Annotated in this window: 12 protein-coding genes, 1 pseudogene and 1 riboswitch; of the genes and pseudogenes, 4 read left to right on the top strand and 9 right to left on the bottom strand. The window is 39.4% G+C overall.

The window, feature by feature from the left end; translation table 11 throughout:
• Positions 1 to 180: 180 nt before the first annotated feature.
• Positions 181 to 837: a nitroreductase family protein gene (locus tag AOR04_RS07020; RefSeq protein ID WP_096792865.1), complete on the top strand. Its 657-nt coding sequence runs from the start codon at positions 181 to 183 to the stop codon at positions 835 to 837.
• Positions 838 to 950: 113 nt separating this feature from the next.
• Here AOR04_RS07020 and AOR04_RS07015 read toward each other — a convergent pair whose 3' ends face one another.
• Positions 951 to 1,352, bottom strand: a complete 402-nt coding sequence (locus tag AOR04_RS07015; protein ID WP_096792864.1) for a hypothetical protein — start codon at positions 1,350 to 1,352, stop codon at positions 951 to 953.
• Positions 1,349 to 1,789: a T6SS effector amidase Tae4 family protein gene (locus AOR04_RS07010; RefSeq protein WP_232525520.1), complete on the bottom strand. Its 441-nt coding sequence runs from the start codon at positions 1,787 to 1,789 to the stop codon at positions 1,349 to 1,351. Before AOR04_RS07010 ends, AOR04_RS07015 begins: the two co-directional genes overlap by 4 nt.
• A gap of 189 nt (positions 1,790 to 1,978) precedes the next feature.
• Here AOR04_RS07010 and AOR04_RS07005 point away from each other — a divergent pair.
• Positions 1,979 to 2,230: pseudogene (locus AOR04_RS07005) on the top strand (NAD(P)H-dependent oxidoreductase); the annotation flags it as partial.
• A 124-nt stretch (positions 2,231 to 2,354) separates the two neighbouring features.
• On the opposite strand, the gene AOR04_RS07000 reads toward AOR04_RS07005, so the two are convergent.
• From AOR04_RS07000 to dapB, 7 genes are all read right to left on the bottom strand, one after another.
• Positions 2,355 to 2,741, bottom strand: coding sequence for a hypothetical protein (locus tag AOR04_RS07000; RefSeq protein WP_096792863.1), 387 nt, complete (start codon positions 2,739 to 2,741; stop codon positions 2,355 to 2,357).
• A gap of 276 nt (positions 2,742 to 3,017) precedes the next feature.
• Positions 3,018 to 3,671, bottom strand: coding sequence for a 3,4-dihydroxy-2-butanone-4-phosphate synthase (ribB, locus tag AOR04_RS06995; protein ID WP_096792862.1), 654 nt, complete (start codon positions 3,669 to 3,671; stop codon positions 3,018 to 3,020).
• A 244-nt stretch (positions 3,672 to 3,915) separates the two neighbouring features.
• Positions 3,916 to 4,087, bottom strand: a riboswitch (FMN riboswitch).
• Between the two features lie 80 nt (positions 4,088 to 4,167).
• Positions 4,168 to 5,226, bottom strand: a complete 1,059-nt coding sequence (locus AOR04_RS06990; RefSeq protein ID WP_096792861.1) for a S66 family peptidase — start codon at positions 5,224 to 5,226, stop codon at positions 4,168 to 4,170.
• 321 nt (positions 5,227 to 5,547) lie between these two features.
• Positions 5,548 to 6,024 (bottom strand): transcription elongation factor GreA, encoded by a 477-nt coding sequence (gene greA / locus AOR04_RS06985; RefSeq protein ID WP_004335404.1) that lies wholly within the window; start codon positions 6,022 to 6,024, stop codon positions 5,548 to 5,550.
• A gap of 48 nt (positions 6,025 to 6,072) precedes the next feature.
• Positions 6,073 to 9,291, bottom strand: coding sequence for a carbamoyl-phosphate synthase large subunit (carB, locus tag AOR04_RS06980; protein ID WP_033037722.1), 3,219 nt, complete (start codon positions 9,289 to 9,291; stop codon positions 6,073 to 6,075).
• Between the two features lie 16 nt (positions 9,292 to 9,307).
• The gene (carA, locus tag AOR04_RS06975) at positions 9,308 to 10,444 is read right to left on the bottom strand and encodes a glutamine-hydrolyzing carbamoyl-phosphate synthase small subunit (protein ID WP_096792860.1); all 1,137 of its coding nucleotides are present in this window, start codon (positions 10,442 to 10,444) and stop codon (positions 9,308 to 9,310) included.
• Positions 10,445 to 10,805: 361 nt separating this feature from the next.
• Positions 10,806 to 11,609: a 4-hydroxy-tetrahydrodipicolinate reductase gene (gene dapB, locus AOR04_RS06970; protein WP_096792859.1), complete on the bottom strand. Its 804-nt coding sequence runs from the start codon at positions 11,607 to 11,609 to the stop codon at positions 10,806 to 10,808.
• 351 nt (positions 11,610 to 11,960) lie between these two features.
• On the opposite strand from dapB, the gene AOR04_RS06965 reads away from it, so the two are divergent.
• A complete protein-coding gene (locus AOR04_RS06965) occupies positions 11,961 to 13,274 on the top strand; it encodes a Na+/H+ antiporter NhaC family protein (protein WP_008134735.1) in 1,314 nt (437 codons plus the stop codon).
• Positions 13,275 to 13,407: 133 nt separating this feature from the next.
• Positions 13,408 to 14,196 (top strand): nucleoside-binding protein, encoded by a 789-nt coding sequence (locus tag AOR04_RS06960; protein ID WP_096792858.1) that lies wholly within the window; start codon positions 13,408 to 13,410, stop codon positions 14,194 to 14,196.
• Positions 14,197 to 14,243 lie beyond the last annotated feature (47 nt).

Below are 14,243 nucleotides of genomic sequence, written 5' to 3'. Positions count from 1 at the left end.
TATCCGTACCTAGCTATATTGATAGACTTTACTCTACGTAGATATCAATTGAATTAAATAAGTAGAGTGATTTAAAAACACGATATTATTTTTGTAATAAATTTTTAAAAGGGTTTGTTTTTACTAAAACTGACTCAACATAGTAAATACTGGTAAAACACCTACTCAATGGAGAAACTAATGACTCACCCTATTATTAATGACTTAGAAAAGCGTTACACAGCAAAACGTTACGATGCAAAGAAACGTGTATCTCAAGACGATTTAGCCGTTATTTACGAAGCTATGCGCCTATTTCCATCATCTATTAACTCGCAGCCTTGGAAATTCATCGTAATTGAATCAGATGAGGCTAAAGAGCGTATGCATAGTACATTTGCTAATAAATTTGCGTTTAACCAGCCACATATTAAAACAGCTTCGCATATAATATTATTCGCTCACAATCCTAAATATACTCGCGATGACTACGCACAAGTTATTGATGCAGATATTAAAAATGGTCGAACTAAAGCAGAAAATCGCGAACAAGCTTTCGGTGCTTATGCGTTTGTTGATATGAATACTGATGAGCAAGGCATTAATGAAGAGTGGACTAAAGCACAAACTTACATTGCACTGGGTAACACTATGCATGCCGCTGCACGTTTAGGCATTGATTCAACTCCAATGGAAGGCGTAGATGCCGAGCTGATTGGCGAAGTCTTTGAAAAAGAACTTGATGGTTACGTATGCGACGTCGCATTAGTACTTGGCTATCACGATAGCGCTGAAGATTATAATGCTAAGCTACCTAAATCTCGCTTGGCTAAAGAGCAAGTTATTCAGGTTTTATAAGTAATACTATATTAATAACAGTTTTCAATTAAACCACTTATTATAATAAGTGGTTTTTTATAATCCGTAAGGTATATGGAGTAAGCGAGAAAACTGTACTACTCTTTCATAGATTAATATTGGACAAATTGTTGATAAAACTTTTCATCTAAACCAATATCAGGACACACTAAACCTTTATCTTTCAGTTTAGATAGAGAAAATTTATTACTAACGACTATAACAGCCTGATATTCCAGTGAACATCTATCACTCTCTTTTACTGACCATCTTTTTAATTTCTCTAATTTAGCCGGGGCTCCAGAAATAATATAAATTTTACTTTCATTAAATTGAAAAAAATTTTTCTTGCCATTTTCAGTTTTGACTAATGAGCATGGAGGTGACAACTGTAGTTTTTCACTATTATTGTCCATTGAAACTTCGCAAATTTCAGCATCTAAAAGTATGCCAGCGTTTATATTTGAACAAGAAAATAAAAGTAACATAGAGCTAAATGTTAATTTATTTCTCATACTAAAATTTCCCAAAACCAGATCTCATCACCTAAATTCAGCCAATCTGTGTTACCACCCTTTAGGTACTCCCCATCCCACAAGTCAATGTGATCAGTATTACCCCAGCCATTCATTATAAATATAATTCCTTTTTTATCTTTCAACTTGGATAAAGCGCCCCCTTTAATTACTTTTTTAGTACCAAATGCAGTGCTACGAGGAGAGTCAATCCAATTTGCAAGCTCCTGAGCTGCCAAGATATGTCTAGGACTATGCTTTAAACCAGGGTAGCACCGGCGTTGAGGATACATACTATCAAAAGACGAAGTATCTATTCCTGACTTTTCTAGCGCAACCCCCATGCGAATAGCGCATTGATTTCCAAACAGAGATTTATCACAAGGTGCGTCAGGATATGGATGATTAGACCAAAGTTTATTAAATTTAACGATCATATTATTAATTCCTTTTATATAAGTTAACGTCAATATAGCATGGCATTAACTCGCTTACAAAAGCAAAATAAGCCGTACTATCTTTCACTTATACTATAACGTTAGCACTGACAGTTAACATGTAATGTCACACACTTTAATTAGCCTCTCAAATAAAGTCTGGAAGTTTTCTTAAAAAATAACAATTATTCGAGGTGGACTAAAGCACAAACTTACATAGCGCTTGGTAATACAATGCATACAGCAGAACGCTTAGGGATTGATTCAACTCCAATGGAAGGCGTAGATGCCGAGCTGATTGGCGAAGTTTTTGAAAAAGAGATAGATGGTTACATTTGTGATGTAGCTTTAGTGCTTGGCTACCATGATGACGCAGAAGATTATAATGCCAAATTACCTAAATCACGTTTAGCTAAAGAGCAAGTTATTCAAGTTTTATAATTTTTCAAACCAAGCAGCTGGTTTATATCAGCTGCTATTTTTTCGCTTATACATTTATAAATACAACTCATATTCAGTAAAGGATCCAAGCATATTACTCTGTACTAATGTGCTGCAGTAACTGTTAAGGCCACCTTAATATGGTAAGCAAAAGTATTGAACAAAAAGTACAGCTATAAAAAAATTGCATTACAGTGAAGGAAAACACATCGTCGGTTACAGTCACTATACCGTATTTAGATAGTGTCCAGCCATAACGAAAAGAATGCAATAAAGGTAACCCCACCATAAGTAAAAGTACCACGCTGTAAAATTGATTAATCGTGCTTAAAATCGACAGTTCAGCGAACAACAATAAGGGTAAACTGATACACAAACCAAATAAAAACACACCCGCTATTCTTTTATTAGAGCAGCTGGTCATTCGTAATATTTTTTTAGCCTCAGCCTCTTTTTCTATCGCATCATTATAGTGTTTTAATTCGTTTTCTCTTTTTAAAAATTCAGCCATTAATGCATTGAAATTCTCAGTGTATTTATCTTTATCTATATTAGCTTTTACATCGAACAATTCTTCAAGTGTATAGTTAGAATAATCTATTTTAATGGGGTAATTCCTTATAGAGTACTGTATGTAGCGGCTACAGAAAGTGCAATTCCTTCGCTAAGCTTCTTAAATAACGTAAATAAAAACAAGTGATTATTATATTTTAAGAGCAAGTTAGGCCCATAAAAACACGCAACAGGTGCGTGCTTTTAATATATCTAAGGCTGATAAAATAGTAATTTAACCTACTTTAAGCTGCGCAGCTTGAATGTATTGCACGAGATCTTCAATAGAAACCACGGTCATATTATGCTTATTAGCATAATCACTCACTTCAGGTAAGCGCGCCATTGAACCATCGGGATTAGTAAGTTCGCAAATTACGCCAAATGGTTTTAAGCCGGCAAGTTGCATTAAATCAACTGATGCTTCGGTATGACCGCGACGCACTAATACGCCACCCGTTTGTGCTTTTAAACCAAACACATGCCCTGGGCGCGATAAATCACTTGGTTTTGCATTATCGGCTGTCGCTGCTTTTATAGTAGTTACTCTATCAGCAGCAGACACACCTGTTGTAACGCCATGTTTAGCTTCAATAGTGACTGTATAAGCGGTGTTATTTTGACTCGTATTGTTAGCTACCATTTGCGGTAAATCGAGCTGTTTAATGCGCTCCTCCCCCATGCATAAGCAAACAATGCCGCTGCCTTCGCGGATCATCTCGGCCATTTGAGAAGTCGTTAAATGCTCAGCTGAAAAAACAAAGTCGCCTTCATTTTCACGGTTTTCATCATCAACAACAAGTACGCCTTGGCCTTGCTGTAGTGCAGTGATTGCGCTTTGTACGCGGGTATGGCTTTCGCCGAATTGAGTAAGTAGAGACTGAATCATCATTATATTCCAATTAAAAATAATAGATTCAGGACTGTGAAAGGATCAGTAATACATCACTTAAATTTAAAGCGAACACTACCAAAATAGCTTAAATAGAATAACAAAAAGCACGCAGCAAAATGCAGCGCACAGTGTTATACCAACTGCATTAAATTAGTGATTAATTATAGCGCAAAAAAACAGCTCACTTAACGCGATACAATGATCAGGCCTTTAATAAAATCGGTATTAGTATAATAAGCCATATTCTCTTTCATCCGGACTGTAACCGTCGGCTCTGGCATCTCACCAGATCTGCTTGACCTTTACTTAACCTAAAATAAGTTAAATAAAGCGCTCGCGGGCTCGTTTAAGTCATAAAAAACATTAAACATACCGCCGGTGGGGAATTTCACCCCGCCCTGAGAATTCACTTTTATAACTAGAGCGCTATAAAAGCGGGCTTATTATACCCTTTAACCTAATTACTTATCAAAGGTAAGTGAGTACACTTCTAACAAAGCTCGGTATTTAATGAGGCTTTGATGACTTTACCTTCATTTATTTCAGCGGTGATTGTACAAGTAGCGCCGTTTACTAAATTTAAGTTAGGTGGAACATGACCTATATCGGCATCAATAATTACAGGAAATAAACACCCACCTAGTGCAACATCAAGCGCATGACGATAATCAAAGGCATCGTAATGACTTTGTGTAATTTCACTTCGCCCTAAAATCAAACCATTGATGTCGTCAAATATGCCCGCTAATTTTAATGACAGTAAAAATCGTGCAACGGTTGTTGGTGTAAGTTCTGAGTTTTCGAGGTATAGAATAAGTCCTTCAGGTGCGCTGTGCGTCTTAAACTCATGCAGCGCTAAAAATGGCGAGTCAAGCAATAAACCTACGGTATCTAAACACCCACCAAATAACCGACCAGACATTTCTATGGTACGTTTATCTGTGTAGTTTAAACATTGCCAATTTGTGGGCTCACTCGGGCTGAGTAATTCGTTCGGGTTTTGCGCGTAATCAGGCTTATTTTTTTGATATAAAGAAGAAGGACCTTGCTCAAATTTACTACCGGCTTCGTAGGTCAGAGTTTCAAATATTTGTAAGCTATACGGATTTTTTTCATCTGGATGTAACTGCATAAGATTAGCGCTGTGAAGGGTTGCCCATTGGCACTTAGCTGTTAATGCACATGCAATAGTACTCACATCAGAAAAACCAACTAACCACTTAGGCTTTGCTTCTTTAATGGCGTTAAAATCAAGTAGTGGCAGTATCTCCATTGCCAGCTCACCACCCATCGGCGGCATAATCGCATCTATTTCATCATCAAGTAAAAAAACCATTAGCTGCTGAGCATGCGCTTTTGCGTTAAGCTGTTCACGTGGTTTGTTTTGACGTAAAAACTCCCCTTCAACAACACCATACTCTCTTTGTTTTAGTCCATTTATAACAATGTCTAATCGAGCATGGTATTTTTCTTTTAGCCCAGATGAAAGTGAGCAAATAGCAATTTTAGAGCCTACTTTTAAAGGCGCTGGGTAAAGTATATTAGCCATTGAGTGTTCCTTTTTAATAATACCAACCTGCATAAATCCTTGATCAATTTAACGAATTAAATTGCACTATAACGTCGTTAAAAGTTTTTTATTTAGAACAACTAGATATAAAAACTTTTGCCTAGTTCTAGCGTAATTTTCTTAACGTTAAATAGACCCCATATATAAGCAGATTGGTATAAAGTGATTATGTACCTATATCATCATGCTTACTCTTTATGCAATATGAACACCCTTATCAGTATAGTGATTTATTTAAGGCATAAAAAAACCGATGTAAATACATCGGTTTTTATTTAAAACGTTAAAGTGAGTTATGCGTTAAAGATACTCAACTTCAATGATTTCGTACTCAACGATACCTTTTGGCGTTTGGATAGACACTGCATCGTCTACTTGTTTACCAATTAAGCCACGTGCAATCGGTGAATTAACAGAAATTAAGTTGTTTTTAATATCTGCTTCATCATCGCCTACAATACGATATTTTACTTCAGCATCCGTATCTACATTTACTATAGTTACTGTGGTACCAAAAATAACTTTGCCCGTATTTGGCATTTTAGTTACGTCGATTATCTGAACATTTGAAAGTTTAGCTTCAATTTCTTGAATACGACCTTCACAAAAACCCTGTTGCTCACGTGCAGCGTGGTACTCAGCGTTTTCTTTTAAGTCACCGTGTTCACGCGCAACAGCAATGTCGGCGATAATTTTTGGACGGGTAACTGTTTTTAATTCGTTAAGCTCTTTGCGCAGTAAATCTGCGCCACGAACTGTCATCGGAATTGATTGCATACTTTTCTCACTTAACACCAAGGCCCTAGTTGGCCTTGGCACATTTCCTTAGTTCAATCGCAGGTGTAGCTCTTGAACTGACGTTACTTTACTACGGTCATCTGCTTTGTTAGCAGTACAGTTAGCAAAAGCCGCGTTCAAGGTTGTCGTATAGTTGGTTTTATTTTGCAATGCACCACGACGTAACACCTTCGAATCTTCGATCGCTTGGCGACCTTCGGTGGTATTAACGATATAGCTGTACTCTTTATTCTTGATATAATCAAGAATATGCGGGCGGCCTTCATATACTTTGTTTACACGTCGTACTTCAATGCCAGCTTCTTCAAGAGCGTGTGCCGTGCCACCCGTTGCGTCAAGTTCAAAACCTAAGTCGGTCATAATCTTGGCTAATTCAACAATGCGTGGCTTATCGCTATTACGAACAGATAATAACGCGCGACCACCGCGTGGTAAAGTGTTGCTTGCACCTAATTGTGCTTTTGCGAATGCTTCGGCGAAAGTATCACCAACACCCATCACTTCACCCGTTGAACGCATCTCAGGACCACGGATTGGATCCACACCCTGAAACTTAGCAAATGGTAAAACAACTTCTTTAACGCTGTAATAAGGAGGGATCACTTCTTTAGTGATACCTTGGCTTGCCAAAGACTGACCCGCCATACAACGAGCCGCCACTTTTGCAAGCGCTACACCGGTTGCTTTTGATACAAACGGTACAGTACGTGCGGCACGCGGGTTGACTTCAATTAAGTACACTTTGCCATCTTTTACGGCAAACTGTGTATTCATCAAACCTACAACACCAAGCTCAAGCGCCATGTCGGTTACTTGCTTGCGCATTACGTCTTGCACTTCTTGTGATAAAGAATGCGCAGGTAATGAACAGGCTGAGTCACCCGAGTGAACACCCGCTTGCTCAATGTGCTCCATGATACCGCCGATGATTACTTGCTCGCCGTCGCAAATTGCGTCAACGTCAACTTCAATCGCATTATCTAAGAAACGGTCCAGTAATACAGGTGCTTCGTTTGATGCTTGTACCGCTTCGGTCATGTAGCGACGTAAATCATCTTCGTCGTATACAATTTCCATTGCACGACCGCCTAGTACATACGACGGGCGTACAACTAATGGGAAGCCAATCTCAACTGATTTAAGTAGTGCTTCTTCAGTTGAAGTTACTGTTGCGTTTTCTGGCTGAAGTAAATTTAAACGCTCAACAAGTTGTTGGAAGCGTTCGCGGTCCTCTGCACGGTCAATCGCATCTGGTGAAGTACCTATTACTGGCACACCATTAGCTTCAAGCTCACGTGCTAATTTAAGTGGTGTTTGACCACCGTACTGCACGATAACGCCTTTAGGCTTTTCAACACGTACAATTTCAAGTACGTCTTCAAGTGTAATTGGTTCGAAGTATAATCTGTCTGATGTATCGTAATCGGTAGATACTGTTTCAGGGTTACAGTTAACCATAATGGTTTCATAGCCGTCTTCGCGAAGCGCAAGCGAGGCATGTACACAACAGTAATCAAATTCAATACCTTGGCCGATACGGTTAGGCCCGCCACCAATAACCATGATTTTGTCTTTATCTGTTGGGTTTGCTTCACACTCTTCATCGTAAGATGAGTACATGTAAGCTGTGTCTGAGCTAAATTCTGCGGCGCACGTATCAACACGCTTGTATACTGGCACGATGTTTAATAAGTGACGTTTTTTACGAATTTCAGCTTCAGATACACCAGCAATTTCAGCTATACGTGGATCTGCGAAACCTTTGCGTTTAAGTTTACGTAAGAAGTCGGCATTTAAACCAGCCATACCTACTTCACCAATTTTTGCTTCGTCTTTTAAAATATCTTCTATTTGTACTAAGAACCAGCGATTAACTTTAGTCAGCTCGTAAACATCATCAACGCTCATACCATGGCGCATTGCATCGGCAATGTACCAGATACGCTCAGCACCTGGCTCGCGTAATTCGCGGATGATTTTTTCTTTCGCTTTAGGGTCATCAAGTGCAACTATTGGGTTAAAACCTGTTGCGCCCACTTCAAGACCACGTAATGCTTTGTGTAATGATTCTTGTTGGTTACGACCAATCGCCATTACTTCGCCAACAGATTTCATTTGCGTAGTTAAGCGGTCGTTAGCACCGGCAAATTTTTCAAAGTTAAAGCGAGGAATTTTTGTTACAACGTAATCGATTGAAGGCTCAAAAGACGCTGGAGTTTTACCGCCAGTAATATCGTTTTGAAGTTCATCAAGCGTATAACCTACTGCTAGCTTTGCAGCAATTTTAGCAATTGGGAAACCCGTTGCTTTTGATGCAAGTGCAGATGAGCGTGATACGCGTGGGTTCATCTCAATGATAACCATACGGCCATCTTCAGGATTAATACCAAACTGCACGTTAGAACCGCCAGTTTCTACACCAATTTCACGTAATACCGCCATAGAGGCGTTACGCATAATTTGGTATTCTTTGTCGGTTAACGTTTGCGCTGGTGCAACGGTGATTGAATCGCCAGTGTGAACACCCATAGGGTCAAAGTTTTCAATGGTACAAACAATAATACAGTTATCGTTTTTATCACGTACAACTTCTGTTTCGTACTCTTTCCAACCAATCAGTGATTCATCAATCAATAATTCGTTTGTTGGCGATAAGTCTAAACCGCGCTCACAAATTTCTTCAAACTCTTCCATGTTGTAAGCAACACCGCCACCGGTGCCACCCATGGTGAAAGAAGGACGAATGATACACGGCAAGCCAATGCGGGTCATTGTATCTTTTGCTTCTTCCATTGTGTGAGCAATCTCAGCACGTGGACATTCAAGACCAATGTTTTTCATTGCTACGTCAAAGCGTTCACGGTTTTCTGCTTTGTCGATTGCATCAGCCGTTGCGCCAATTAGCTCAACGCCATGCTTAGCCAATACACCGTGCTTGTCTAAATCAAGTGCACAGTTTAATGCTGTTTGACCACCCATTGTAGGCAGTACTGCATCAGGCTTTTCTTTTTCAATAATTTTTTCTACCACTTCCCAGTGAATTGGTTCGATGTAGGTAGCATCAGCCATTTCAGGGTCGGTCATGATAGTTGCAGGGTTTGAGTTAACTAATATAACTCTATAGCCTTCTTCTCTAAGTGCTTTACACGCTTGAGCACCAGAGTAGTCAAATTCACAAGCTTGACCAATTACAATTGGGCCTGCGCCTAAGATAAGAATGCTTTTTATGTCGGTACGTTTTGGCATTATTACTCCAGTTAAATTAGTGTTTACGCGCTTGCATCAAATCGATGAAGTGGTCAAATAATGGTGCTGCATCGTGTGGACCTGGACTTGCTTCAGGGTGACCCTGGAAGCTAAACGCAGGTTTATCTGTACGATGAATACCTTGAAGCGTTCCATCAAATAACGATTTATGCGTGGCACGAAGCGTACTTGGTAGGCTTGATTCTTGAGCTGCAAAACCATGGTTTTGAGCTGTGATCATAACTACATCGCGGTCTAGGTCTTTAACTGGGTGGTTAGCGCCGTGGTGGCCAAATTTCATTTTTTCTGTTTTAGCACCTGAGGCAAGGGCTAATAACTGATGACCTAAACAGATACCAAAAATAGGTGTGTCGGTTTCTAAAAAGGTTTTAATTGCATCAATAGCGTAAGTACATGGCTCAGGGTCACCAGGGCCATTAGATAAGAAGATACCATCAGGGTTTAAAGCAAGTACGTCAGCGGCTGAAGTTTGCGCTGGTACTACTGTAAGTTTACAACCACGGTCTACAAGCATACGTAAGATATTACGTTTTACACCGAAGTCGTAGGCAACAACATGAAACTTTTCATCAGCAGCGTCAAGGGTTTTAAATCCTTCACCTAATGTCCAGCTTGATTCGCGCCACTCAAAATTTTCCTTGGTTGAGACAACTTTTGCTAAATCCATGCCTTTTAAACCTGGGAAGGCTTGCGCGGCTTGTAACGCTTTATTTTCGTCTAGCTCGTCACCGGCAACAATACACCCGTTTTGTGCGCCTTTATCACGCAAAATTCGAGTTAGCTTTCTGGTGTCGATGTCCGCAATACCTAAAATATTACGTTCTTTTAAGTAATCATCTAACGATTGCTCGTTACGAAAGTTACTTGCTAGCAGTGGCAAATCACGGATCACTAGGCCTTTAGCCCAAATTTGATTCGCTTCTTCGTCTTCGCTGTTGGTACCCGTATTACCGATATGTGGGTACGTCAAAGTTACGATTTGTTCCGCGTATGATGGATCAGTCAAAATTTCTTGATAACCAGTCATAGACGTATTGAATACCACTTCACCGACTGACATGCCGTCAGCGCCGATTGCAGTACCGCGAAACACTGTGCCGTCTTCTAGGACTAACAGAGCGGATTTAGTCAAGTTAAACCTCCTAACAGTAAAAAACGGGAGTAAGCAATTGCTTAACACCCCGCCAATACCCAGAGGGATCGTCAAAACCAGATTTTTGTGAGCTTAAATTGTTTTACGCAGTCTTAAATGATGCAGATGTAAAGCATTCAACCTTCAATCATTTTTCTTGCCTAAAACTATTTTCATTCCCACTGAAACCCTGGATTTACTAGCCACTTGGGTATAATTGGAAACACGCATTTAGTAATTTTTGGCAAATTGGCTGCATATTACATGAAGTTGCTATTTAGGTCTAACATTATTTGGTTAATTGTTACAAATAAGTCACTGTAGGTGAAATTAGACCCAAACAGTTAAAATAGTAACTAAACTACTTAAGATCTAGCACATCTTGCATATCATAAAGTCCAGCAGGTTTGTTTTTCAACCAGCTTGCAGCCCTTATAGCACCTAGAGCGAACGTCATTCTCGAACTTGCTTTATGTGTCAATTCAAGCCTTTCGCCCATTGTAGCGAAGTATGCGGTATGTTCACCTACTATATCGCCCCCTCTTAGGACAGAATAACCAATCTCATTTTGAGATTTAGCTGTTTCTACTTGGCTTCGGTCATATACCGCAACCTCGTCGTGATCCCAGCCTTTCGCTTGCGCGATTGACTCACCTATTGCCAGTGCGGTACCCGATGGTGCATCTATTTTATGACGGTGGTGCGCTTCAAATATTTCGATATCTAAATCGTCACCAAACTTAGTCGCTGCAGTTTGCACAAGGTTGAGTAATACATTGACACCCACGCTGTAATTTCGCGCAAATACAATAGGAATATGCTTAGCGGCATCGTGTAAAAGTGCCATATCGTCGCTTGTTAAGCCCGTTGTACCAATAACCATAGGAATTTTTTGTGCTACAGCGGTTTTTAAATGGTTTTTCATACCAGCGGGAAGCGTAAAGTCGATTAAAACATCTACATTATCTATTGTGGTTTCTTCGCTAAAGCTAACACTGCTGTCGGCTGCGCTATTTACTTGATTTACATTAATACCTAATAACGATGAACTGCTACGAACGTATGCACCTGTAAGTTGTGTTTGCTCTTTAATTGTCGCTGCTTCTAATAGAGCTAAGCCCATTCTGCCATTAGCACCAAAAACGCCTATTCGATTTGTAGTCATTGTTTTTACCTAATTTAATTTGAATCCGTTTATTAGCCATATATCCGGGCATTACAAAATACGCAGGTGGGTATTTTTATGCAGTTGGATAAATATTAATCGCTGAAAATCGCGTTGTTTTATAGATATTATCTAAAAGTCATGCAATAGTCAGGTGACCTTTTAATTTAATAATAATAACAATACCAGTTTACTTTAGCCATCTATACATTTAAACTTCTCTTTCGCGTCGATTTGGTCTTTGGCTTGCGGACGCTGCGGCTAACAACTTTTTTTAAAAAGTTGTACTGCTAAATTCAGCTAAAAGAGGAGTTTTGGCTGTGATAAATTTTACTGGTTATGAGGATTATGATGCAGCCATCATTTAATAAAAACAAAGCAATACTTTCTTTACTTCCCCTACTTACCTTTGTAGCGCTATTTTTAGGCTCAGGTTTGTATTTGCAATCGCAAGGGGTTGATTATGCTTTTTACCAACTACCCGCACCTGTTGCTATATTGCCCGCCATCATGCTTGCGTTTATTTTAAATAAAGGCACGGTAAACCAATGTGTAGAAACCTTTATTAAAGGTGCCGGACACAACAATATTATTACCATGTGTTTAATATACTTACTTGCGGGTGCTTTTTCTGCCGTTGCCAGTGCAACCGGTGGTGTAGATGCGGTAGTAAATGCAGGCTTATCGCTTATTCCACCTTCGTTGTTACTCCCTGGTTTATTTTTAATTGCAGCGGTTGTATCAACAGCAATGGGTACGTCAATGGGTACGATTGGCGCCATTGGCCCTATCGCTTATGCGGTATCAATTAAAACAGGTATAGATCCAGCATTAATGGCCGGTACGATTGTATCTGGCGCTATGTTTGGCGATAACTTATCTATTATTTCAGACACCACTATTGCAGCTACGCGCACGCAGGGCTGTGAAATGAAAGACAAGTTTAAAGAGAATCTTAAAATTGCTGTCCCTGCTGCAATACTGACTATTGGCTTATTGTTTTATTTAACACCTGCTGCTCAAGTTGTTGAAACCAAGGATTACGATATTTGGTTAGTGCTTCCGTATGCCTTTATTTTAGTGCTAGCAGTTGCTGGCTTGAACGTCTTTGTAGTGTTGTTTAGCGGTATTATTTTTGCCGCATTAATGGGCTTTACAGGAAGTTATGAAGGCGCAAGCTTTGTAAAAGACATTTACAAAGGCTTTACCGATATGCAGGAAATATTTTTACTATCAATGTTTATTGGTGGCTTATCTGAATTTATTCGTATTAATGGTGGCCTTGATTACATTGCTCAAAAAATTCAAGCAATTACTAAAATCATTGCAAAATGGCACCGTAAAGTGGCAGATCAATTAGGTATCGCTGCGTTAGTTTTAACAAGTAATGTCTGTATTGCCAATAACACCGTATCTATTATTGTGGCCGGCCCTATTGCTAAAAAGCTTGCTGATGATGGTGAAATAAGCGGTAAACGCTCTGCAAGTTTGCTAGATATTTTTGCTTGTGTAACGCAGGGTTCTTTACCATACGGCGCACAAGCATTGTTACTTGGCGCTACGTTTAAAATAAGCCCTTGGGAAGTATCAACCTCTTCCTATTATTGTTTTATCCTAGCATTTACGGCAATAACTATCATTTGCTTACGCCGCAATAAAGCGTAATAAATTGCGTCTCCACATGTTGCAGCTTATAAAGTAAGCTGCAACATGTGTTAAATTAGCGATCAACAAATCAATCTCTTCTGCTATAATCTCTGCTTCCGCGTGTCACTAAAATTATAGTTATTAAACAGTTATGAAATTTAAAAAATTACTCCCTTTTATTACTTTTACTTCTCTTGCTTTATCATCGTCGGCTTTTGCTGCTAATTGGAGCAGTACAGCACTACACATTAATAATGGCAGTCAAAAAAATCCATTTTCTAAACAAGAGTCCGATACTACCGTTTACTCGGTTCAACATGCATCGGGCTATGACTACGGCGATAACTTCTTCTTTATCGATTACAGTAAAGACGATATAGATGATGGTTACCAAGATGCTGATTTTTATGGTGAATGGTACTCAACGGTAAGCTTATCGGCCATTAGCGACGAAAAAATTGGCTCTGGTGCATTATTAGATGTTGGCCTTACGGGCGGTATTAACGTTGCTGGTGATGCAAAAGTAATGAAATACCTACCAGGTGTTAAATTAAGCTGGGATGTACCTGGTTTTAACTTTTTTCAAACGTTGTTCACAGCTTACATTGACGATAGTGAAGGTGTAGCAAAAGGCGGTGCACCTATTGAAACTAATAGCTGGATGCTTGATGTAGCTTTTGAGTATCCTTTCTCTATTGGCTCACAAAAGTTTAGCTTTAAAGGCCACGCTGAATACATTGCTGAACGTGAAGATGAATTTGGTAACGATGTACAAGCTTGGATACTCGCACAGCCTATTTTAGTGTGGGATATGGGCCACGCTCTTCAAATGAAAGAAAACACACTCCTGTTGGGTATGGAATTACAATACTGGCACAATAAACTAGGTACTGAAGTCACTGAATCGGTACCACAAATCCATATTGAGTGGACGTTTTAAGCTTTAACAATCAGCTCTTTACTCAGTAATTAATAAGCGAAGCTTTA

Source organism: Pseudoalteromonas sp. 1_2015MBL_MicDiv, assembly GCF_002407505.1.
GTDB classification, from domain to species: domain Bacteria; phylum Pseudomonadota; class Gammaproteobacteria; order Enterobacterales; family Alteromonadaceae; genus Pseudoalteromonas; species Pseudoalteromonas fuliginea.
Note: the sequence above shows the minus strand (reverse complement) of the source record. Positions and strands in the feature narration are given on the sequence as shown.